Raw genomic sequence first — 21259 nt, 5'->3', positions numbered from 1 at the left:
CTCAAAATCCCCGATAGGTCAGTCAGCGTGACGTTCCCACAGGAGGATCAAGTCTGTGAAAGACACTACGGCACACATTCAACGAGAACGCGTCTTGCTTAAGTCGGGTGACGTTGAAGTTCGTCTGTACCCGGGAACAGGTCCGGATACTGTGGTGTCGTTCTTTGCGCAAAACCCAAAAAGTGACGCAGCACTGCCAAATCGGGAGTCATTCGTTAACGCCGCTTCGAACAACGGCACGCGGTCGGTGATCACAATCCTAGACCTCCAATGGACTTGGTTGAGCGCACAGGGCGTCCGGGCGTCTATAGTCGAAGCGATAGAGGAGGCATTCGAAGATTTGCCTCGGGGGCTATGGGTCGGAGTCGGTAATTCATCTGGCGCCAGTATTCTCTTGAGTATGTGTGGCGATCTGAAGCTGGATGCCGCTTTTGCCATTGCGCCCCAAATCGATCTTGGACCGGTATTTGAAGCGTTCGATCCACGTCAAAGTGACTGGCGCGGCTGGTTGCCCGAGAATGCTGATGTACCTAACCCACTGGAGGCATTTTCGACGGACACTCAGTTGGTAATTCTGCACGGGCTCCGCGGACCTGACAGCGCGCATGCTGCACTGTGTCCGCAAACCGAGCGGTGCGCACATTTCCTGTTTCCGGATTTGGAGCACAATCTGGCCAGTCGGATGCAGCCTCGTGGGTTAAAGCAGCGCATTCTGAACCGTCTGTTTGAGAATGACATGGGGGCTGTGCATCGAATTATTGTTGCCAGCGGCGCAATTCGTCGCGGTGAAACCGTCTTCATGCCGCCCGAAAATGGTTGGCAAGAGCGCCAAAAATTCCTCGAGCGAACCGCGCCAGAAAACGAAGGCCACACGGTGGAGACGGTATGAGAGAGGAACTGGATATGAAGTGGATAGCGACAGCGTTCGTTTTGATGGCAACTTCGGTTGTTGCCGAGACAGTTCCTGTACCAGAAGGGTGTGAAGCCTATGCCACGGTACACAAAGACAGTTGTGTCGTGACCAGCTATCTGAAGTGTGGTGAACAGGTTGATGCGGTTTCTTATGCGCGTGGCGAGTTGGAAGACACGCACAGTTTTGGCCCGACGTGGGACATGATTGCCTATTTCGCCGATGAAGGTCGGATGCATGTCCAAGCACAAGAAGGCACCATGCCGGAAGCCTCGTTGAGTGATGCATTTGAGACCGGTGTCAGCACCGGCGAACGTGCGATGGTCATGGCGGGCAGCATGCTGGCGGGCGAAGAGCTCGATCTGCAAAGCAAGATGTCTTTTGGTGATGAAACAGTCGAGATCAGCGGCACCACCCTGCGCAAAGGCACGCTGACCCGGACGATGACGATCCGCAAGAATGGCGTGACCGCGCAATATGACTTCGAGATTTTCGCTAGCGAGGACCAATCCCTGTTTATCGAGGGTGCGGCAAACGTGGACCAGTTTGGTCGCAAGAGCCGTCTGGAGTGGACACCCCGCAAGATATCTTACCCCGGTGAGGCAGGTTTCCTGGCCACCACCAGCGACATTGCCTGCGAGTGAGCAGGCCCCGAAATGAGACAAATCCCAACGGCAGCGGTGGCTGAGAACGCCGCCCACCAAAGGAACGAAGGAGAGCCCCAATGACCAAGTATGACGACAACTGGGTGCGTGCAGAAGAAGCTAAACGCAAGTGGATGGCGGAGAACGGTCTCTATGAAGAGAGCGAAGAGCACTCGTCTTGTGGTGTAGGTCTTGTTGTATCCATCGATGGCAAGCCAAGCCGAAAGGTGGTTGAGGCGGGCATCACTGCGCTGAAGGCGATTTGGCACCGCGGAGCCGTGGACGCTGATGGTAAGACCGGCGATGGCGCGGGTATTCACGTGCAGATTCCAGTGAGCTTCTTCTATGACCAGATCAAGCGCACAGGTCACGAGCCAAACAAGGACCAGCTGATCGCGGTGGGTCAGGTGTTCCTGCCACGCACAGATCATGGCGCGCAGGAAAGCTGCCGGACCATCGTGGAAACCGAAGTCCTGAAGATGGGCTACCGTATCTATGGCTGGCGTCACGTGCCGGTCGATGTGACCTGCCTTGGCGAGAAGGCCAATGCGACCCGTCCGGAAATCGAACAGATCCTGATTTCGAACTCTAAGGGAGTCGACGAGGAGACATTTGAGCGTGAGCTATATGTGATCCGTCGCCGGATCGAGAAAGCCGCGCTGGCGGCAAATATCACCGAGCTTTATATCGCGTCGCTGTCCTGCCGTTCGATCATCTACAAAGGCATGATGCTCGCAGAGCAGGTGGCGGTGTTCTATCCGGACCTGATGGACGAACGGTTTGAGTCCGCGTTTGCCCTGTACCACCAGCGGTATTCGACAAATACCTTCCCGCAGTGGTGGCTTGCACAGCCATTCCGCATGCTGGCGCACAACGGCGAGATCAACACGCTGAAGGGCAACCTGAATTGGATGAAGAGCCACGAAATCCGCATGGCGTCGGCCTCGTTTGGCGACTTTGCCGAGGACATTAAGCCGATTGTACCGGGTGGCGCGTCTGACTCTGCTGCGCTTGACGGTGTGTTCGAAGTGCTGGTGCGCGCGGGCCGCTCTGCGCCAATGGCGAAAACCATGCTGGTGCCTGAGTCGTGGTCCAAGCAGGCGGTGGAGCTGCCGCAGGCGTGGCGGGACATGTATTCCTACTGCAATTCCGTGATGGAGCCTTGGGACGGACCAGCCGCACTTGCAATGACCGATGGTCGCTGGGTTTGTGCGGGCCTTGATCGCAACGGACTGCGCCCGATGCGCTATGTGGTGACTGGCGACGGGTTGCTGATTTCCGGATCCGAGGCGGGCATGGTGCCGATTGACGAAGCCACGGTGGTGGAAAAGGGCGCTCTTGGTCCGGGTCAGTTGCTGGCCGTGGACATGAAAGAAGGCAAGCTTTATCACGACACCGAGATCAAGGACAAACTGGCGGGCTCGCGTCCGTTTGGCGAGTGGGTTGGCAAGATCCGCGACCTTGCCGGTGAACTTGAGAGCGTTGAGGAAACGGCCACCTATCAGGGTGATGAATTGCGAGCGCGTCAGATCGCGGCGGGCTTCAGCATGGAAGAGGTCGAGCAAATTCTCGCGCCGATGGCGGAAGACGGGAAAGAGGCGCTGGCCTCGATGGGAGACGACACACCGAGTGCGGTTCTGTCGAAGATGTACCGTCCGCTGAGCCATTTCTTCCGTCAGAACTTCTCGCAGGTGACAAACCCGCCGATCGACAGCCTTCGCGAATACCGTGTGATGTCGCTGAAGACGCGGTTCGGCAACCTGAAGAATGTGCTTGGCGAAGATGGCAGCCAGACCGAAATCGTGATGCTGGAGAGCCCGTTTGTGGCCAACAAGCAGTTCGAAAAGCTGCTGGAAGCGTTTGACGATGCCGTGGTGCGGATTGACTGTACATTTGATGCGGGTTCCAGCGAAGGCGCATTGCAGGCTGCGTTGGAACGTGTGCGCGCCGAGGCCGAAGACGCAGTACGTTCCGGTGCTGGTCACATCGTATTGAGCGACGAGGCCCAGGACGCCGACAAAGTGGCGATGCCAATGATCCTGGCAACCAGCGCGGTGCACAGCCATTTGACGCGCAAAGGCTTGCGGACGTTCTGTTCGCTGAATGTGCGGTCAGCGGAATGTATCGACCCTCATTACTTTGCCGTGCTTATCGGTGCCGGTGCGACCGTGGTGAACGCCTATCTGGCTGAAGACACGTTGGCGGATCGTATCACTCGTGGTCTTGCGGACGGTACGTTGACCGAGAACATGGCGCGTTATCGTGAGGCGATTGACCAAGGTCTTCTGAAGATCATGGCAAAGATGGGTATCTCGGTGATCTCTTCCTATCGGGGGGGTCTGAACTTCGAGGCTGTTGGATTGAGCCGCGCAATGTGTGCGGAGTACTTCCCGGGCATGACCAGCCGGATTTCCGGCATCGGTGTCTCGGGTATTCAACACAAGGTCGAGGAAGTTCATGCCAAGGGCTTCCTGTCGGGCACGGACGTGTTGCCGATCGGTGGTTTCTACAAGGCCCGCAAATCTGGCGAGACCCACGCTTGGGGCGCCCAGAACATGCACATGATGCAGGCGGCCTGTAACCGCGCGTCTTATGAGCTGTGGAAGCAGTACTCCGCGAAGATGCAGGCCAACCCGCCGATCCATTTGCGCGATCTGCTGGACATCAAGCCTCTGGGTGAAGCTATTCCAATCGAGGAAGTTGAAAGCATCACAGCCATCCGCAAGCGTTTTGTAACGCCGGGCATGTCGCTGGGCGCACTTAGCCCCGAAGCGCACAAAACGCTGAACGTGGCGATGAACCGGATTGGCGCAAAATCTGACTCCGGCGAAGGTGGCGAGGATCCGGCACACTTTGTCCCGGAGCCGAACGGCGACAACCCGTCTGCGAAGATCAAGCAGGTGGCGTCGGGTCGATTTGGGGTGACCGCCGAATACCTGAACCAGTGTGAAGAGCTCGAGATCAAGGTGGCCCAAGGTGCAAAACCCGGCGAAGGCGGCCAGCTTCCCGGCATGAAGGTTACCGACCTGATTGCGCGTTTGCGGCACTCTACCAAAGGTGTGACCCTGATTTCACCGCCGCCGCACCACGACATCTATTCAATCGAAGATCTTGCGCAGCTGATCTATGACCTCAAGCAGATCAACCCGCGCTGCAAGGTGACAGTAAAGCTGGTGGCCTCCTCCGGTGTTGGCACGATTGCGGCCGGCGTGGCGAAAGCAAAAGCGGACATCATCCTGATCTCCGGCCACAATGGCGGCACGGGCGCGAGCCCTGCAACCTCTATCAAATACGCAGGTCTGCCTTGGGAGATGGGTCTGACTGAGGCGCATCAGGTTCTGGCGATGAACAACCTGCGTGAGCGGGTGACCCTGCGGACCGATGGTGGTCTGCGTACGGGGCGTGACATCGTGATGGCCGCAATGATGGGGGCCGAGGAATACGGTATCGGTACTGCGGCGCTGATCGCGATGGGCTGTATCATGGTGCGTCAGTGCCAATCCAACACCTGTCCGGTTGGTGTTTGTACGCAGGACGAGGATCTGCGGAAGAAATACACGGGCAGCGCGGACAAGGTTGTGAACCTGATCACGTTCTATGCTCAGGAAGTGCGTGAAATTCTGGCCTCCATCGGCGCCCGCTCGCTTGATGATGTGATCGGCCGTGCTGATCTGCTGGCGCAGGTAAGTCGCGGTTCTGCACACCTTGATGATCTGGATCTGAACCCGCTTCTGATCACGGTCGATGGTGCGCAAGACATCGTCTACAACCGCGACAAGGACCGTAACTTTGTCCCTGATACGCTGGACTCTGAAATCGTGCGTGATGCGGCCCGTTTCCTTGAAGATGGCGAGAAGATGCAGCTGTCTTACGCGGTGCAGAACACGCACCGGACTGTCGGCACTCGGACCTCAAGCCATATCGTGCGCAACTTCGGTATGCGCAATGCGCTTCAGGATGATCACCTGACGGTCAAACTGACCGGTTCTGCAGGACAGTCGCTGGGAGCATTTGCCGCGCCGGGACTGAAGATCGAGGTTTCCGGTGATGCGAACGACTACGTCGGCAAAGGCCTGTCTGGTGGTACTGTCGTCGTGCGACCGCCGCAGGTCAGCCCGCTGACCGCTGCTGACAACACCATTATCGGCAACACCGTGCTTTATGGGGCGACAGACGGTTACCTGTTCGCCGCAGGCCGCGCGGGTGAACGCTTCGCTGTTCGGAACTCCGGTGCGAAAGTCGTGATCGAAGGCTGCGGTGCCTGTGGTTGTGAATACATGACCGGTGGCATTGCCGTGATCCTTGGTGACATCGGCGCAAACTTTGGCGCGGGCATGACCGGTGGTATGGCCTATCTCTATGACCCGGAAGGCAAAGCTGAGAGTGTCATGAACATGGAGACTCTGGTGACCTGTCCGGTAACCGTTCAGCACTGGGAAGACGAGCTGAAAGGTCTGATTGAACGCCACGTGGCCGAGACCGGCAGCCGGAAGGCCGCGGATATCCTGCAGCATTGGGACATGGAGAAAGGCAACTTCCTTCAGGTTTGTCCGAAGGAGATGCTGGTGCATATTCCGCACCCGCTGACCGACGAGAGTGCGGCCGTTCCGGCGGAATAACTTAGTTTAGGAAATACAGAACCCCCGCCGGCGCAAGCTGGCGGGGGTTCTTTCTGTTTTGGGCGATGTTCGCCCTACTGCGATTTTCCGGCTTTGTAGACCCAGAAACCAACAAGCGGAAACAGGATCAGTTCTGCGAGCAGGGACGGCAATACTGCCATGTTGAACAAGGTGCCAAAGTCCGGTGTTGTGAAGCGTGACAGGCCACCGATGAACACCAGTGCGCAAAGTACCATGATCGCCGTGCGCATCCGCGAAAACGCCACCGCGCCCAGCACAAACAGCAGACCGATGCCGCTGAAGACGCCACCGAGGAAGCGAACGTGGTTGTCCTGCACAGCGAAGTCAGTCGGGTTTACCACTTCTACGAAGTCAGTGGGGCCCATCCAGCCCAGAGTTCGGATTCCTCCGAAGACAACATCGAGCCCGAGGAAAGCAATGGCAAAGCCGATCAGGGCGATCAGGCCACGAAGAAGGAGTGTCGATTTCATAGGTTGTCCTGTGTGCGGTTAAATGGGTTCTGGCCAATGGTTAACGCCTGCTTTTTGCACTGTCACCCTCGGATGGATGCAGCGTTCGCCCACATTCCTCTTTGGAAAAGCCCCGAGACCTCTCATAATCAAAAGCGGGATTGGAGGATGGTTTTATGCGTTGGATCAAAGCGATGACACTGATCGGAGGCGTTCTGGCGGCGGGTGCATCTGCCGCAGGCGAGTGTGGATTGGACTATTGTTGGGGCGCGGTCGGGATCGGACCGAACGGAGCCTGGGGATATTCTCACAGCCAGTATTCAGAGCGGGAAGCCAGAAACGTGGTGCAATCCGAGTGCGGCGGGAATTGCGATGTCGTCCAGACGTTTTACAACACCTGCGGTGCGTTGTCGGAAGGCAGCGAGGGCAACTGGGGGTTTGGCTGGGCCAACACGCGTGACGCTGCCGAGGAAACGTCAATCGGCTATTGCGAAGATCACGGTGGCGGATGTCGGGTGCGTGTCTGGGCCTGCTCGCGATAAGCGCGAGACTTGCGAGGAGGGGTGCGAAGCTTTACTCCGTTTGGGGAGAGTGAGCGCGGGCGCCAATGGCAAAGAAAAAGAAGAAGAAACAGGAGCCGGGCTGGCTGCGCAAACGTTGGCTCAAGGTCCGGTACTGGGTGCGACGGGTGGCGATCTGGACTGTATCGTTTGTGCTGTTTGCTGTTGTTTTCTTCGCCGTGGTCAATCCGCCGATGACATGGACGATGTTCGAGGAAAAGCGCCGACTCGGGAAAATAGATCATCAGTGGATGCCGATTGAGCAAATTGCACCCGTGATGGCGCGGTCGGTTGTGGCGGCGGAAGATGCGAATTTCTGTCTGCACTGGGGTTTCGACGTTGCAGCGATCCGCGAGGCAATCGAAGAGGGTGGTGCACGAGGCGCATCGACCCTGACCCAACAAACGGTGAAGAACGTCTATCTGTGGCAAGGGCGGAGTTATATACGCAAGGCCATTGAGGCCTTGCTCACACCCTTGGTGGAGATTGCCTGGTCCAAGCGGCGCATTCTCGAGGTCTATCTCAACGTGGCCGAGTTTGACGAAGGCGTCTTTGGTATTGAGGCCGCGGCGCGGCACTACTTCGGCGTTGGTCCGGAAGATTTAACTGCTGTGCAGGCGGCGCGCCTTGCGGCTGTGCTGCCAAATCCCAAGGCCCGCTCGGCCAGCCAGCCGACCGCGAGGTTGCGGCGGCGGTCCGCAGCGATCATGGATGGTGCTGAAACCATACGCGGAGAGCCGCGCGATGCTTGTTTTGCGGATTGAAAACCCCGTAAGGTCGGGGCATTGAAGGCAAAACACCCAAATCAAGTGAAGTTGCGATGAATCGACTGTTCCATGTACCGTTGTCCCCATTCTGCCGAAAAGTGCGTCTTTGCATGGCGGAGAAACGGTTGGAGGTGGAGTTGGTCGAGGAGCGGTATTGGGAGCAGGATCCCGATTTTTTACGCCGCAATCCTGCTGCCAAAGTGCCGATCCTGAAAATGGACGGCAAGATGATGGCAGATAGCAACGCCATTTGTGAATATCTGGACGAGAAGTACCCCGAACCTGCGCTTATGCCACGGGACGCGGATGGCCGATACGAAGTACGACGGTTGGTGGCGTGGTTTGATGACAAGTTCCATCACGAAGTGACGTCCAAGCTTTTGTATGAGCGGGTCAACAAGAAGCTGATGGGCACCGGATATCCCGACAGTACAAATGTTAAGGCAGGGGCCAAGGCGATCAAATACCACCTTGATTATATGGCGTGGCTTCTGGACCACCGGCGTTGGTTGGGTGGCGATGTCATGACTATGGCTGATTTCGCCGCCGCTGCTCATCTGTCGGCGCTGGACTACATTTCCGACGTGGACTGGAACCGGTCAGAAGTGGTCAAAGACTGGTATGCGACGATCAAATCGCGGCCCGCCTTCCGCGCCATTCTGGCGGATCAGGTGCCGGGATTCCCGCCGCCCGCGCATTATGCAGACCTGGACTTTTGATCGCGTGACAAGCGTGAGGGTGTCGTCGTGACAGACGACCTCAAGACACGTCTTGTGGCCGAGGCGAAGGCCATCGGATTTGACATGGCCCGGATCTGCAGGCCGGATGCGGTGCCTCAGGTCGCTGCCGGACTGGCTGGCTTTCTGGACAAGGATTATCACGGCACTATGGGATGGCTGGCGGAACGTACCCACTGGCGTTCCGATCCTGCTGTTCTTTGGCCCGAAGCGCGGTCCGTAATCGTGTTGGGCGAAAGTTATACGCCGGAACATGATCCGCTGGCTGTGCACCGGAAGCCAGACCGGGGAGCGATTTCCGTATATGCGCAAAACAAGGACTATCACGACACAGTCAAGAAGCGGCTAAAGCGATTGGCGCGTTGGCTGATTGCCCAGACCGGGGACGACACTCAAGTGAAGGTCTTTGTTGATACCGCACCGGTGCCTGAAAAGCCCTTGGGGCAGGCAGCAGGCCTCGGATGGCAAGGCAAACACACCAATCTCGTAAGCCGTGATCTTGGGTCGTGGTTTTTCATTGGATCCGTGTTCACAACGGTGGAATTAGAGACTGATCCGGCCGAAATCGATCATTGCGGTTCTTGTCGGGCTTGTCTGGATGCCTGTCCAACAAATGCATTTCCAGCCCCTCATCAGATCGACGCGCGTCGCTGTATTTCTTATCTCACAATAGAACATCACGGTCCGGTGGAAGAAGACCTGCGCAAATTGATGGGCAACAGAATCTATGGTTGTGATGACTGTCTTGGAGTGTGTCCCTGGAACAAGTTTGCGCAAGAGGCGCGCGAGGTTAAGTACCATGCGCGTGACGAGTTGAAAGCGCCGCGTTTGGCCGAACTCGCAACTCTAGATGATGCCGGATTTCGCCTTCATTTCTCCGGCTCGCCGATCAAACGCATCGGACGGAACCGGTTTGTTCGAAATGTGCTGTATGCGATCGGAAACTCAGGTGATCAGGCCTTGTTAGAGACTGCTTTGGCGCTTTGTGATGATCCAGACGACGTTGTTCGGGACGCGGCGCAGTGGGCGGTTTCGCGCCTCGAAGACGTCGCAAACGGGCTGGCATAGAGATTTTTGCAGCGCTATCCGGATTTAGGCGAATAGGAAGGGTTGAGGCGACATGAGCCTGTCTTTGGGCGTTGATACTGGCGGAACGTATACAGACGCGGTGCTGATCCGGGATGAGGAGGACGTGATTGCCAGCGCAAAGGCGCTGACGACGCGCCACGATCTGGCCGAGGGCATAGGCGCGGCAGTGTCCGCGGTTTTGACGCAGGCTGATGTTGATCCCGCCGAGGTCACGCTTGCGTCCTTGTCCACGACGCTGGCGACAAACGCGCTTGTAGAGGGGCAGGGCGAGCGGGTTGGATTGATCCTGATCGGATTCCGTGAGGCAGACCTTGAAAAGCACGGCTTGGCCGAAGCACTCGCGGGCGATCCGGTGGTGGTGCTTGAAGGAGGCCATGATCATGCGGGCGGTGAGAAGGCCCCGCTGGATGAGGTCCGTTTGAGCGACTGGTTGGCAGACCATGGAGCCGAAGTGAGCGGCTTTGCAGTGGCAGCGCAGTTTGCGACGCGCAATCCGGCGCATGAACAACGGGCGACGGCTTTGGTGACCGAACTTACAGGACGTCCGGTGAGTGCCTCACATCATTTGTCGGCGAAACTGAACGGGCCAAAGCGGGCGCTGACTGCTGTGCTCAATGCGCGTTTGATCGGGATGATCGACCGGCTGATATCACGGGCGGAAACGCGCCTCGGAGAGTTGGGCGTGACCGCACCTCTTATGGTGGTGCGCGGCGACGGGGCTTTGATTTCAGCGCAGTTTGCGCGGGAGCGTCCGATCGAAACCATTCTGAGTGGACCTGCGGCGTCGATTGTCGGTGCGCGGTGGCTGACAAAGGCGGATGATGCGCTTGTCAGCGACATCGGTGGCACCACAACCGATGTCGCAGTTTTGCGCAGCGGGCGTCCGGCAATTGATCCGGATGGCGCGCAGGTCGGGCCGTTTCGCACGATGGTCGAAGCCGTTGCAATGAGAACTTTTGGCCTTGGCGGGGACAGCGAGGTGCATTTCGTCGCCGAGGGGTTGCAGGGTGGCGTGACACTCGGACCCAAACGCCTGGTGCCCGTGTCGCTGGTGGCGCTTGACGATCCCGAAGGGGTTCACGCGGCTCTGGATGCGCAGCTTTTGCGAGCAGTCCCCGGAGAACATGACGGTCGTTTTGTGCGTTTGGTGCAAGGCGCTGCGCCTGTCGGTCTGTCGGATCGCGAAACCGGTGTTTTCCAGCGTATCGAGGGTGTGATGCCGCTCGGTGATGTGTTGCGCAGCCGGATCGAAATCAAGGCTTTGCGCCGGCTGGTGGAACGCGGGCTTGTGCAGGTTTCCGGCGTGACTCCCTCAGATGCGTCGCATGTCTTGGACCGCGTTTCGGTTTGGGATCGGGGAGCCGCCGAAAAGGCGTTGCGCTTGTTTGGGCGTCGCCGGACCGGAGCCGGTGTAATGCTTGCGACAGAGGCGGCTGGTCTGGCGCAAATGATCATTGATCAGCTTACGCATCAGACCGGTTTGGCTTTGTTAGAGACTGCTTTTGCAGAAGAAGACATGGGTTTTGACCTACCGCCAGATCAGCTCGCGCGGCACATTCTGATGTTACGGGGACTAAATGGAGGGCATCGCGGATTGATCCGGCTTGAGACCGGGCTTGCCAGCGCGGTCATCGGGCTTGGGGCATCAGCCGCGAGTTACTATCCGGCCGTGGCTGAGCGCATGGGATGCGTGATGAAATTGCCCGAGCACGGCGGTGTGGCGAACGCGATTGGAGCAGTTGTCGGGCGAGTGACAATCCGGCGATCAGGGACCGTGACCTCCCCCAGCGAGGGGAAGTTTCGCGTGCACCTTGATGATGGTCCGGAAGACTTTCTTGACGAAAAACAGGCTCTAATAAGGCTGGAAACGCACCTGGAGGCAGTCGCGAGAGTTGATGCCGAAGCTGCTGGAGCGCAGGGTATTCGTGTGCGCACAGAAAGGGACATAAAACGCGCCAAGGCTGAAGCGCGCGAAGTTTTCATTGAAGCAACGATTACGGTTGAAGCTTCGGGACGTCCGCGCGTCGCGGAGGGCTAGACGAGATCGCCTGCGTCCAGTTGTTTCAGAAAGCGGGCTGAATCGATGCGAACAGCGTCAAGTTTTTCGTCGGACATGCGGGCAAGGTTTCGGTAGGGCATCCCGAGGCGGGGATTTTTTCCGAGGTTTGATTGGTGCTGGTCGAGAAAGTTCCAATAGAGGTAGTTGAAAGGGCAGGCCTCCGGACCGTTTTTGACCGACACCTTGTAACGGCAGCCAGAGCAGTAGTTGGACATGCGATTGATATAGGCTCCGCTGGCGGCATAGGGCTTTGACGCCAGAACACCGCCATCGGCAAAAAGGATCATGCCGGTGACGTTTGGCAATTCGACCCATTCGAAAGCATCGGCATAGACGATGAGGAACCATTCGTTGACCTCGTCCGGAGACAGACCCGCGAGAAGGGCGAAGTTTCCGATGACCATCAGGCGCTGGATGTGGTGCGCATAGGCCCATTCGATGGTCTGGCCAAAGCTCTGGGACAGGCAGTTCATCTGTGTTTGTCCGGTCCAGAACATCGGTGGCAGCGCACGTGTGGCACCGAGGGCGTTGTCATTGGCGTAGTCGGGCATTCGGAACCAATAGAGGCCACGTACAAACTCCCGCCATCCCAGAATCTGGCGGATGAAGCCTTCGACCGCGTTCAATGGGGCTTCGTTGTCAGAATATGCGCGTTCTGCTGCGCGGATGCACTCCAGAGGAGTGAGCAGGCCGATGTTGAGGTAGAAACTGATGTGACTGTGAAACATCCACGGATCATCGGCGATCATGGCATCCTGATAAGTGCCGAAGTGCGGAAGGCGAAGGGTGATGAAATGATCCAAAACAGCAAGTGCATCGGTGCGGGTGGTGGCGAAATGAAAAGGCAGAAGGTCACCGAAATGATCCGGGAAGCTGGACTCGACAAGTTCCAGAACATCGCGGGTCAGCGCGTCGGGCGCTGTTTCAAATGGTGCGGGGATAAGTAAGCCACTCTTGGGCGGTTTTCTGTTTTCGGCGTCGAAGTTCCACTGTCCGCCGACGGGGTCGTTGCCTTCCATGAGAATGCCGAGCTTGCGGCGCATTTCGCGGTAAAAAAACTCCATTCGGAGTTGTTTGCGCCCATTGGCCCAAGTGGCAAATTCCTGAGGTGTGGCCAGGAAGCGGTCGTCGGAAAGAATGCGAACGGGGATACCAAGCGTGTCTTGCCAATTGTGCATCTCGGCAAGCAAGCGAAATTCGGCGGCTTCGGTAACTGTCACCGTCTTTGTGTCCGGAGTGATCATTCGCCGAAGTTCGGACAGCAGGCTGCCGGCGTTCTCGGGGTCGTCATATCGGGTGTAGCGCACAGTGAAGCCGCGCGCGCGCAACTCCTCTGCGAAATGACGCATCGCGGAAAAGATCAGCGCGATCTTTTTCTTGTGATGCTTCACGTATGTTGCCTCGGTCCGGACTTCAGCCATGAGAATGATGTCGGACGCCGGAACTGCGTCGCGCAGGCTGGATAAGCTGTGGGTGAGTTGGTCGCCGAGGATCAGGCGTATGTGGCTGTTCATGCAGGGTTTACGGAGCCCGCTGGCGAGCGGATTATCCGTTATCCGAGCTCAAGAAAAGCCAGCGCCGACCCAACGGGACCGGCGCTTTTGAGTTTCGGTCCCAATTCAGGCCGTTACATCGCGTTTGGGCAAAACCCAGTCGGGGCGTGCAAAGTGGCACGTGTAGCCGTTGGGGTTCTTTTCAAGATAGTCCTGATGGAAGTCTTCTGCTTCCCAGAAATCACCAACCGGTTCCACTTCTGTCACAACTTTACCCGGCCAAAGGCCGGATGCATCTACGTCTGCAATCGTGTCGATTGCGCAAGCTTTCTGGGCCTCATCCACGTAGTAGATTGCGGAACGGTAGGACATACCAAGATCATTGCCCTGACGGTTCGGCGTTGTCGGATCATGGATCTGGAAGAAAAACTCCAGCAGTTTGCGATAGGTTATGCGAGAAGGATCAAAGGTGATTTCGATACCCTCGGCATGGGTGCCATGGTTCTTGTAAGTCGCATCCGGGACATCCCCGCCCGTATAGCCGACACGTGTTGAGATGACCCCGTCCATTTTGCGGATCAAATCCTGCATACCCCAAAAACATCCGCCTGCGAGTACTGCGCGTTCGCTCATTGGTCGATATCCTCTACTTGATCGAGATAGGCACCATAGCCCTCGGCCTCCATATCGGCGCGGTGCACGAACCGCAATGAGGCGGAGTTGATGCAGTAACGCAATCCGCCGCGGTCCTGCGGACCGTCGGGAAATACGTGACCGAGATGGCTGTCGCCATGTTTGGAGCGTACTTCCGTGCGGATCATGCCGTGGGTGCTGTCGTGATGCTCGGTGACGTGGGCGGTTTCGATCGGTTTCGTGAAACTCGGCCAACCGCAGCCTGATTCATATTTGTCCGAGCTTGCAAAGAGCGGCTCGCCGGAAACGACGTCAACGTAGATACCCGGTTCCTTGTTGTAGAGCAGGCGTCCAGAGCCAGGACGCTCGGTTCCGCTCTCTTGTGTGACCCAGAACTGTTCGTCGGTCAGAGTGGCGACCACATCAGGGTCTTTGAAGTATTTGGTCATGCGCGTCTCCTTTCAGGCACCAAGTGCCTTCCCGTCTTGGGATATGGGACCTGAGCCCCTTTTGAAAAGAGTTATCGCGGGACGGTCAAGCCATAGTGATCGCTTCGGACGGCGCGTTGCGGACCTTGAGCGAAGCAGGTTCAAAGCGGCCATCATCGCGCGAAGGGCTTACACCAAAGACGGCGCGGTAGGCTTTGGAAAAATGCGTTTGGCTGTTGAAACCGCAGGCGAAGCAGATTTCGGAGAGCTTCATATCGGTCTGGAACATCAAGTCGCGGGCTTTGCGAAGGCGCAGGCCGGTGTAGTGGGTTTTGGGTGTGGTGCCGAGATGTTTCCGGAACAGCCGTTCAAGCTGGCGGGAGCTCAGACCAACGGCGGTGGCAACTTCTGTCGGGGTGAGAGGCGCTTCGATATTGGCATTCATGATTTCGACTGCATCGGAGAGCTTGGAGCTGCGTTTCCCTGCGCGGAGTTGTAGCGACAGGCGCTGGTTGTGATGCGGGCTGCGGGGGGCGGAATAGACCATTTTCTCGGCCACGTGGTTGGCCAGGTCACGCCCGTGGTCGCGTTCTATCAGATAGAGCATCAGGTCCATCGACGCTGCTCCACCAGCGCAGGTGAAGTGTTGTCCGTCGATGGCAAAGACCCGATCCAACAGATCGATACCCGGAAAGACTTCGGCCATGGCATTGTGAAAATCCCAATGTACCGTCGCTTGTTTGCCCTTCAGAAGACCGGCCAAGGCGAGCGTGTAGGTGGCGCTGGCAACGGAGCCAACACGCACGCCGCGGCGTGCCTCGCGGCGTATCCAGTTCAAGGCCTGCGGCGTTGTGTGGGTCGCTATGTTGTCGCCGCCGCAGACGATCAGTGTGTCTTGCCGGTCGAGCTCCTCAAGGCCGCCGTCAACCATTTGCCCGAGTCCGTTGCTTGCTTTGACAGGTTCACCATCACACGACAGGACGCGCCATTCGAAGTGTTTGCGGTCGCCAAAACCGTTGGCCATACGCAGCGCTTCGAGCGCACATGAAAAGCTGATCTGAGAAAATTCTCCGAGCAGAAGGAACACGAAGCGGCGTGGTCTGTCCTTGCCGACGGGTGTGGCCTTGCTGCGAGACATGTCGAGGGCTTGGGTCATGACGCGGGTCCCATGAAGCACGATGAGAGATCCAGCGTAGCGGGGCAGTGCAAGGATTTGATCCTGCAAAAAACCAATGTGTTGCATAGGCTGTGCCTATGGATACATATTGGATATCAATCCGAGGCGCCTCGTCGCACCTCGGACAGGTCCAAAGGCCTTCAGGCCACAGATGCAGACAGCGCCGTGTCCATCAGAGCCTTGATTTGCTCCTTCGATGTTCCTGCAACGATTCGACCGAGTTCCTCATCACCTTTCAGAACCACAAGCGTCGAGCGGCGTGGGATTTTCAGTTCACGGGCCAGTTCGGATTGGCCGTACTGATCGTAGTCCACGTGAATGAATTTGACCTTTGCGTCGTATTCGGGGTTGGACTGCAATAAGGCGTTGATGGCCCGGTCTTGGGCGGCGCAGGTGCTGCACCATTCAGTGCCGAATACCAGAAACACGGTGTCGCCGGCGGCGAGATGTTTCTTGACCAGACCCGGGGTGTAATTGGTGGTGGCCTGTGCGAACGCGGGCAAGGTCAGCGCAGCGACGGCGGTGGCAAAAAAGGTACGGCGATCCATGTGAAGCTCCTGTTGGCTCAGAGGGAGACGGAAAGATCGATCAGCCAGTCAGGCAGGATGCTGACAAGCCAGTATTCGATCGCGTGGTGGACGTTGAAAAACAGGGCGAGGCCTGTGGCGAGGAAAACCGCACCCATGACGGGGCGGGATTTGGCTGCAATGTGGCGCATCATAGCCTGACGGCTTTGCAGGGCGGAGCGCGCACCATAGCCGAGGCCGAGGATCAGCGTGGAGACGCCAAGCGCGAAGAAAACCATGATGAGAGAGGCTTTGCCGAGGCTTTCACCTTGGCTGGCCAGAGAAATCGCGCCACCCAGAGTTGGGCCGATGCAGGGCGACCAAACTGCGCCGAGCAGAAGGCCACCCAGAAACTGACCTTGAAGCGTCGAACGGTCCACAGCGTCGAGCGTACCGTCCGCTCTGGCGGCGACACCTGCTGTAGCGGTCGAGAAGGCAACGGAAAACTGGGGGACCAGAAGGATCGCTCCGAACGCCATCATCAACACTGCGCCCCCTTTGGCCAACGTTTCCGGCGTGAGGCCGATGGCGTGGCCAAACACGGTTACGGCCATGCCGAGCACAACAAAGCTGAGGCTCATGCCAAGGGCGAGTGCGGCTGGTCCGTGCCGGCTGGCGTTGAGTGCGGTGGCGAGAACGATCGGCAGGACCGGAACAACGCAGGGGTTGATCAGGGTCAGTAGACCGGCGCCGTATGCAAAGACAAATTCCATGTGTTGGTTGTGCCAACACATTCGGCTTTTGTCATGTCAAACACCGCTGACGCGGCTTCACTTGGACGTGTGCGATTGTTTCGAAAGCTGCACCGCGAGGATACCTGCGGCAATTATTGCGACACCAATTATATCAGTCATTGCAAGGCGTTCTCCAAGGATTGCTGCGGCGATCGCAACCCCGAAGAACGGGTTTAGGAAGTGGAACGTGGCCGCTTTGACGGCGCCAATTCGGGCCACGAGTGCAAACCAGATCCATGTGGCAAACAGGCCGGGGGCAAATATTGTGTAGGTCAGCGCTGTGAGCATTTTCGGGGTCCAGTTGAACTCCCAGGTCTCGAAAACCAGTGAGGCGAAGAAGAGCACTATTGCGCCGACAAACATCTGAAGACCGACAATCATCATGACGTTTCCGCCGGACGAAGCGTTGCGCACCGTCAGGGTCGCAATGGCCAGCGCGAGTGCGCCGATGACGCAAAGCAACACGCCGAACATGTCCACCCCCTGATCCATTCGGCCGCCCATAATGAGGATCACGCCGGCAAAGCCGACGATCAATCCGATGGCCGCCAGAGCGGTGAGTTTTTCTCCCATGGCGGCCCAGCCAAGAAAGGCGACGATCAGCGGCATGGTGGATGCGATGATAGAGGCGAGAGAGGCCTCAACTGTGGTCATGGCGGTGAAGTTCAGACCCAGATACAGGGCGTTCTGGCACAAGCCAAAAATCAGTGTCGCGCGCCATTGGGCTGGTGTCAGGTGCCACGACTGGCCTAGTGCGCGGGCGATGGCGACACCGATCATTCCCGCAATAGCGAAGCGGATCGACGAAATGGCGAGCGGCGGTGCGTCAGCGACGATGATGCGGGCAGAAGTGAAGGCCGAAGACCAAATGAAGGCAAAGAGCAGCCCCATGCCGATTGCGCGTAAATCCATTTTCCCAGCCCCGGCGATGGTCCCATTCGGAGCGATCTAAGCGGATCGCGGGGGCGGTGACAACCGGTCTCGGGTAAAGTATTGAGATGACGCGGTTTTGCGTGTCGGCAACCCGTCGGTATTGCGTCGGTGTCAATCCGTGCGGGCTGTGTTTATCCTTGGGTGCGACGCAGTAATGAGCGCAGGCCTCTTCTTTGGGTTTTGGGGGCATCTTTTTCCCGAAGTGGGAAAAAGGCGTCTACGACGATATAGGCGATCAGGACAAAGATCAGCGCATTGCCGATCTGAACGAGACGGTCGATCATTTTTACGTCGGCGTCATCTCCGAACGGGGCGATGGATCCGCCAAAGAGGATAACGGTCGTTGTCAGGGCCGAGCCAGCCATAGAGGCGTCTGCCCTGTCGGACACCAGCCAACCCGCCAGTAGGAAGGCGGCTGTGCCGAATGCGAACATGGCCACGATCAGCATCGGCGCAATTACAGTGATTTCGTAACAGGCAATCGCCGCCAACCCGCCAAAGAAGTTGGCCTTTAGCATGGTCTTGGCAACGGTTGGACCTGCGGCCGTGGCCGCGGCGAGCTGTTGGGACAGAATTGCGACAAAGAGCAGAGTCACGAGAGCCGCGGAGCCGATCAGATAGAAATAGATCGCGAACGGAATGGTTACGAGGGACATGCGCAGAACGAGGCGGTTCGGATCAAGTTCCGGTCCATCGGGTTTCTTGGCCGCGGCAATGCCTGCTGCTGTGGGTGGGTAGACGTAGAACATAAAGACGGTCCACAACCACGCGAGAAAAAGATTGAGTGGCAACCAGATCACAAGGACCAGAGCCAGTTCCTGAGAAGTCATAACCAGAGTTGGCAGCATCAATGCGGCCATTAGCGCCAGAACGACGGACAGTACGCCTGCCCCTGTCGTTGACCAGTAGAAACAGGTGGCAACGGCGAGTGCCAGCGCCAGAAGGAACGCCACCGGATAAGGTGAAAGCGCGGAGGAGATCAGCCAGCTTGCCGCGAGAAAGACGACCGCCTGTTGAAAGAGTGTCCGGATTGCCACGCCTGGCATGGGGCCCGGGGCCTGAAGGAACAGCACCACAAAAACGGTGCAGATTGTGGACAATGGCCAGCCGATCAGAATCGCCAATGCAAAGTGCACCGCGACCCCGACGGCCAGCCTTATGCCACGATTGTTCGGCTCAGTAGGCATAGGAGAACCACGAGACGATCTTGATGTAGATGCGTCCTACGGTGTTAAGAAAGAAGTTTTCTCCTGTGTAGACGATCACGTCGGCCTGCCCGTTCATGTTGAAGCGGATTTCGTCGTTTTCGTCGCCCTTGGTGAATTCCGGTATGATGATGCGCAGCGCAAACCTTTGGGGGTCGCGTAGCCAGCCGGAAACGCGCGGGATCGCGGTCGGTTCACCGGGTTTGGTGGATGTGCCGTCCGAGCTTGCCGGGCTCAGGCTGGCGACTTCGCCTTTCCAGATGCGGCCGGGATGCATGTCCAGAACGATGTCCACCGGATCGCCGATCTTGATGTTCCCGAGATTGTTCTCGGTCATATAGGCTTCGATCCAGATGTTCGTGCTGTCGACAAAAGTCATCAGGCTTTGGCCGGAGCGGGCATAGTTGCCCTCCGCAATGTCCAGATCAGAGAGGACGCCACGCGCGGGCGCTTCCAGTTCTGTCCAGCTGAGCTTGAGTTCGGCGTCCGCCAGTTTTGCCAATGCTGCCTGGATGCGAGGGTTGTCCTGACCGGTACTGCCAAGGGCCTGCTTTTCGCTTTCCAGATTAGCCTGCGCCTGTTCCAGTTCCGCTTCTGCATCGGCGAGGCGCCGGCGCGACTCATCGGCATTGGCGATCGCGATCAGGCCTTTCTTTTCAAGATCAAAGACACGGGCCGACTGCAACCGTTCCGTTTCCAGATCGGTTTCCGCGCGGGTCACGCGCGCCTGAGCGCTGCTAACGTCTGCGGAATCAGCGCCGACGTCCTGTGTGGCGCGTTCAAGATCGGCTTCTGCGCTGCGTTTCTGGATTTCGAACTGGCGGGAGTCGATGCGGGCGATGACATCCCCCGCTTCGACGATTTCGCCATTTCCGGCGTTGATTTCCACAACCGTGCCACTGACCTGCGGCGTGATCGGCGTGATGATTGCCTTGACGCGCGCGTTCGACGTGAAAGGCGTGTTGCGGTCCGCCGCGAGATACCACGCCACGATAACCAGCAGAATGCCAAGAGTGGACCAAAAGGCTCGTTTCATCAGGCGTCTCCATTCTTAGCAGCGTTGAGCGCTTCAGCGTCGGCTTCAACTTCCTCCGCGATGTCCGCGTTCATCCATGCAACGAAGAGTTCGTAGAATACCGAAAGGATGACCGGGCCGACGAAGATGCCGATGAGGCCACCGGAGAGAACGCCGCCGATCACGCCCACGAGGATCACGAGGATCGGAGTGTTAAGGCCTTTGGCGATGAAGATCGGGCGCAGGAAATTGTCCATCAGCATGAGCGGGATCATGATGACTGTGAACAACAGCGCAGCGCCGGTGCCCATAGACCCCCATGCCCAGATCACCAGTGGGATCACAACGATGGTGGGGCCGACCTGAATGATGCCGAGGATCAGGACAATCACCGCCAGCATGCCGGCGGTTTCAATACCGAAGACTTTCATGACGACGCCCATCAGAGCCGCTTGCAGGGCAGCGACGCCCAAAACGCCTCGGGATACGTTGCGTACGGTCGCAGCAGCCATTTCAACAAACTCGCCGCCTTTAGGTGCAAAGACACGGTTGCCAAAGGATTGCAGCATTTCGCCAAGCTTTGGTCCGGGCGAGAGCATCATGCCCATGACGATGACGGAGAGCGCCATGGCGAGGAGCTGGAAGCCGATGCCGGCCACAGCGCCGCCGACCGAGCCTGCGAATTCGAGGATGACCGAACCATAGCGTTGGAAGGCCAGATCGAGGTTGGTGTTGAACAGGGACCAGATTTCCGCAGCCTTGGGTCCGACCAGTGCAATCTCGTCAAGACCCTCGGGCGGAGGTGGCAGCTTGAGTGTGCCGCTGTGCAGTTTGTCCGAGAAGCTGTTGAGTGATTCGGCAAGTTGGCCGATCGATGCCCAGAGTGGGCCGATTGTAAGAACCAGACCAAGCAGAGTGATGATGGTAGAGGCCCAGCCACGACGGCCGCCGAGTTTGACCTGAAGCCAGTCGAAGACCGGGTAAATGGCCACCGCGAGGATTATTGCCCAGACCACAATGCCCGACAGGGGCATGATGATCGTGAAGGCGGCGTACGCAAAAACTGCCAGAAACAGCAATCTGATACCCAGATCGATCAAGCGCCGTTCGTCCATCCCGCTCATGTCAAAGTCCTTCCCTAATCAATTCAATTCGGCTTACGCTTGAACCCAATAATTTGGCTCACGCGTTTGTTATGGGAGCATCTTTGCACAAGCTGA

General features: G+C 57.8%; 19 protein-coding genes. 8 read left to right on the top strand and 11 right to left on the bottom strand.

Annotated features, from left to right (window positions below):
• The first annotated feature begins 55 nt into the window (after nt 1–55).
• From BXY66_RS14325 to gltB, 3 genes are all read left to right on the top strand, one after another.
• A complete protein-coding gene (locus BXY66_RS14325) occupies nt 56–889 on the top strand; it encodes a hypothetical protein (protein WP_132861044.1) in 834 nt (277 codons plus the stop codon).
• Nucleotides 886–1554 carry a hypothetical protein gene (locus BXY66_RS14320; RefSeq protein ID WP_132861042.1) on the top strand — a complete coding sequence of 223 codons (669 nt, stop codon included), beginning with the start codon at nt 886–888 and terminating at the stop codon, nt 1552–1554. Before BXY66_RS14325 ends, BXY66_RS14320 begins: the two co-directional genes overlap by 4 nt.
• A gap of 80 nt (nt 1555–1634) precedes the next feature.
• Complete coding sequence (gltB, locus tag BXY66_RS14315; protein ID WP_132861041.1) at nt 1635–6173, top strand: glutamate synthase large subunit; 4539 nt, start codon at nt 1635–1637, stop codon at nt 6171–6173.
• 74 nt (nt 6174–6247) lie between these two features.
• Here gltB and BXY66_RS14310 read toward each other — a convergent pair whose 3' ends face one another.
• Nucleotides 6248–6664 carry a DUF4345 domain-containing protein gene (locus BXY66_RS14310; protein ID WP_132861039.1) on the bottom strand — a complete coding sequence of 139 codons (417 nt, stop codon included), beginning with the start codon at nt 6662–6664 and terminating at the stop codon, nt 6248–6250.
• Between the two features lie 155 nt (nt 6665–6819).
• Between BXY66_RS14310 and BXY66_RS14305 the strand changes: the two genes are divergently transcribed.
• The 5 genes from BXY66_RS14305 to BXY66_RS14285 all read left to right on the top strand — a co-directional run bounded on the left by BXY66_RS14305 (nt 6820) and on the right by BXY66_RS14285 (nt 11834).
• The gene (locus BXY66_RS14305; RefSeq protein WP_132861037.1) at nt 6820–7185 is read left to right on the top strand and encodes a DUF4189 domain-containing protein; all 366 of its coding nucleotides are present in this window, start codon (nt 6820–6822) and stop codon (nt 7183–7185) included.
• Nucleotides 7186–7250: 65 nt separating this feature from the next.
• A complete protein-coding gene (gene mtgA, locus BXY66_RS14300) occupies nt 7251–7967 on the top strand; it encodes a monofunctional biosynthetic peptidoglycan transglycosylase (RefSeq protein WP_132861035.1) in 717 nt (238 codons plus the stop codon).
• 56 nt (nt 7968–8023) lie between these two features.
• A complete protein-coding gene (fzlA, locus tag BXY66_RS14295; RefSeq protein ID WP_132861033.1) occupies nt 8024–8689 on the top strand; it encodes an FtsZ-binding protein FzlA in 666 nt (221 codons plus the stop codon).
• Nucleotides 8690–8716: 27 nt separating this feature from the next.
• Nucleotides 8717–9775, top strand: coding sequence for a tRNA epoxyqueuosine(34) reductase QueG (gene queG, locus BXY66_RS14290; protein ID WP_132861032.1), 1059 nt, complete (start codon nt 8717–8719; stop codon nt 9773–9775).
• A gap of 52 nt (nt 9776–9827) precedes the next feature.
• Complete coding sequence (locus BXY66_RS14285) at nt 9828–11834, top strand: hydantoinase/oxoprolinase N-terminal domain-containing protein (RefSeq protein WP_132861030.1); 2007 nt, start codon at nt 9828–9830, stop codon at nt 11832–11834.
• Here the strand turns inward: BXY66_RS14285 and BXY66_RS14280 are convergent.
• The 10 genes from BXY66_RS14280 to BXY66_RS14235 all read right to left on the bottom strand — a co-directional run bounded on the left by BXY66_RS14280 (nt 11831) and on the right by BXY66_RS14235 (nt 21163).
• Nucleotides 11831–13369: a cryptochrome/photolyase family protein gene (locus BXY66_RS14280; RefSeq protein WP_132861028.1), complete on the bottom strand. Its 1539-nt coding sequence runs from the start codon at nt 13367–13369 to the stop codon at nt 11831–11833. The two genes, BXY66_RS14285 and BXY66_RS14280, sit on opposite strands and share 4 nt — an antisense overlap.
• 105 nt (nt 13370–13474) lie before the next feature.
• On the bottom strand, nt 13475–13981 hold the full coding sequence (gene msrA, locus BXY66_RS14275) for a peptide-methionine (S)-S-oxide reductase MsrA (protein WP_132861026.1): 507 nt from the start codon (nt 13979–13981) through the stop codon (nt 13475–13477).
• Complete coding sequence (msrB, locus tag BXY66_RS14270) at nt 13978–14430, bottom strand: peptide-methionine (R)-S-oxide reductase MsrB (protein WP_132861024.1); 453 nt, start codon at nt 14428–14430, stop codon at nt 13978–13980. The genes msrA and msrB overlap by 4 nt, the downstream gene beginning before the upstream one ends.
• A gap of 85 nt (nt 14431–14515) precedes the next feature.
• Nucleotides 14516–15565 (bottom strand): GlxA family transcriptional regulator, encoded by a 1050-nt coding sequence (locus BXY66_RS14265; RefSeq protein ID WP_243694392.1) that lies wholly within the window; start codon nt 15563–15565, stop codon nt 14516–14518.
• Nucleotides 15566–15726: 161 nt separating this feature from the next.
• On the bottom strand, nt 15727–16134 hold the full coding sequence (locus tag BXY66_RS14260; RefSeq protein ID WP_132861022.1) for a thioredoxin family protein: 408 nt from the start codon (nt 16132–16134) through the stop codon (nt 15727–15729).
• A 17-nt stretch (nt 16135–16151) separates the two neighbouring features.
• Nucleotides 16152–16865, bottom strand: a complete 714-nt coding sequence (locus tag BXY66_RS14255; protein WP_132861020.1) for a cytochrome c biogenesis CcdA family protein — start codon at nt 16863–16865, stop codon at nt 16152–16154.
• 57 nt (nt 16866–16922) lie between these two features.
• The gene (locus BXY66_RS14250) at nt 16923–17798 is read right to left on the bottom strand and encodes a DMT family transporter (protein ID WP_132861019.1); all 876 of its coding nucleotides are present in this window, start codon (nt 17796–17798) and stop codon (nt 16923–16925) included.
• Nucleotides 17799–17950: 152 nt separating this feature from the next.
• Entirely contained in the window at nt 17951–19006 is a 1056-nt protein-coding gene (locus BXY66_RS14245) for a DUF2955 domain-containing protein (protein ID WP_132861017.1), read from the bottom strand.
• Nucleotides 18996–20060, bottom strand: a complete 1065-nt coding sequence (locus tag BXY66_RS14240; protein WP_132861015.1) for an HlyD family secretion protein — start codon at nt 20058–20060, stop codon at nt 18996–18998. Before BXY66_RS14240 ends, BXY66_RS14245 begins: the two co-directional genes overlap by 11 nt.
• Nucleotides 20060–21163: an AI-2E family transporter gene (locus BXY66_RS14235; protein WP_132861014.1), complete on the bottom strand. Its 1104-nt coding sequence runs from the start codon at nt 21161–21163 to the stop codon at nt 20060–20062. Before BXY66_RS14235 ends, BXY66_RS14240 begins: the two co-directional genes overlap by 1 nt.
• Nucleotides 21164–21259: the final 96 nt, after the last annotated feature.

This window comes from Shimia isoporae (genome assembly GCF_004346865.1).
In the GTDB taxonomy this organism is placed as follows: domain Bacteria; phylum Pseudomonadota; class Alphaproteobacteria; order Rhodobacterales; family Rhodobacteraceae; genus Shimia; species Shimia isoporae.
This window is presented reverse-complemented; position numbering and strand designations above follow the sequence as displayed.

Excerpts from the sequence above, each read along its gene's own strand:
- BXY66_RS14245 (WP_132861017.1), bottom strand. The coding sequence starts at position 19,006 with ATGCCTACTGAGCCGAACAATCGTGGCATAAGGCTGGCCGTCGGGGTC.
- BXY66_RS14305 (WP_132861037.1), top strand. The coding sequence starts at position 6,820 with ATGCGTTGGATCAAAGCGATGACACTGATCGGAGGCGTTCTGGCGGCG.
- BXY66_RS14255 (WP_132861020.1), bottom strand. The coding sequence starts at position 16,865 with ATGGAATTTGTCTTTGCATACGGCGCCGGTCTACTGACCCTGATCAAC.
- msrB (WP_132861024.1), bottom strand. The coding sequence starts at position 14,430 with ATGACCAAATACTTCAAAGACCCTGATGTGGTCGCCACTCTGACCGAC.
- BXY66_RS14285 (WP_132861030.1), top strand. The coding sequence starts at position 9,828 with ATGAGCCTGTCTTTGGGCGTTGATACTGGCGGAACGTATACAGACGCG.
- BXY66_RS14260 (WP_132861022.1), bottom strand. The coding sequence starts at position 16,134 with ATGGATCGCCGTACCTTTTTTGCCACCGCCGTCGCTGCGCTGACCTTG.
- BXY66_RS14280 (WP_132861028.1), bottom strand. The coding sequence starts at position 13,369 with ATGAACAGCCACATACGCCTGATCCTCGGCGACCAACTCACCCACAGC.
- BXY66_RS14310 (WP_132861039.1), bottom strand. The coding sequence starts at position 6,664 with ATGAAATCGACACTCCTTCTTCGTGGCCTGATCGCCCTGATCGGCTTT.
- msrA (WP_132861026.1), bottom strand. The coding sequence starts at position 13,981 with ATGAGCGAACGCGCAGTACTCGCAGGCGGATGTTTTTGGGGTATGCAG.
- mtgA (WP_132861035.1), top strand. The coding sequence starts at position 7,251 with ATGGCAAAGAAAAAGAAGAAGAAACAGGAGCCGGGCTGGCTGCGCAAA.
- BXY66_RS14320 (WP_132861042.1), top strand. The coding sequence starts at position 886 with ATGAGAGAGGAACTGGATATGAAGTGGATAGCGACAGCGTTCGTTTTG.
- BXY66_RS14240 (WP_132861015.1), bottom strand. The coding sequence starts at position 20,060 with ATGAAACGAGCCTTTTGGTCCACTCTTGGCATTCTGCTGGTTATCGTG.
- BXY66_RS14265 (WP_243694392.1), bottom strand. The coding sequence starts at position 15,565 with ATGACCCAAGCCCTCGACATGTCTCGCAGCAAGGCCACACCCGTCGGC.
- BXY66_RS14235 (WP_132861014.1), bottom strand. The coding sequence starts at position 21,163 with ATGAGCGGGATGGACGAACGGCGCTTGATCGATCTGGGTATCAGATTG.
- BXY66_RS14250 (WP_132861019.1), bottom strand. The coding sequence starts at position 17,798 with ATGGATTTACGCGCAATCGGCATGGGGCTGCTCTTTGCCTTCATTTGG.
- gltB (WP_132861041.1), top strand. The coding sequence starts at position 1,635 with ATGACCAAGTATGACGACAACTGGGTGCGTGCAGAAGAAGCTAAACGC.
- fzlA (WP_132861033.1), top strand. The coding sequence starts at position 8,024 with ATGAATCGACTGTTCCATGTACCGTTGTCCCCATTCTGCCGAAAAGTG.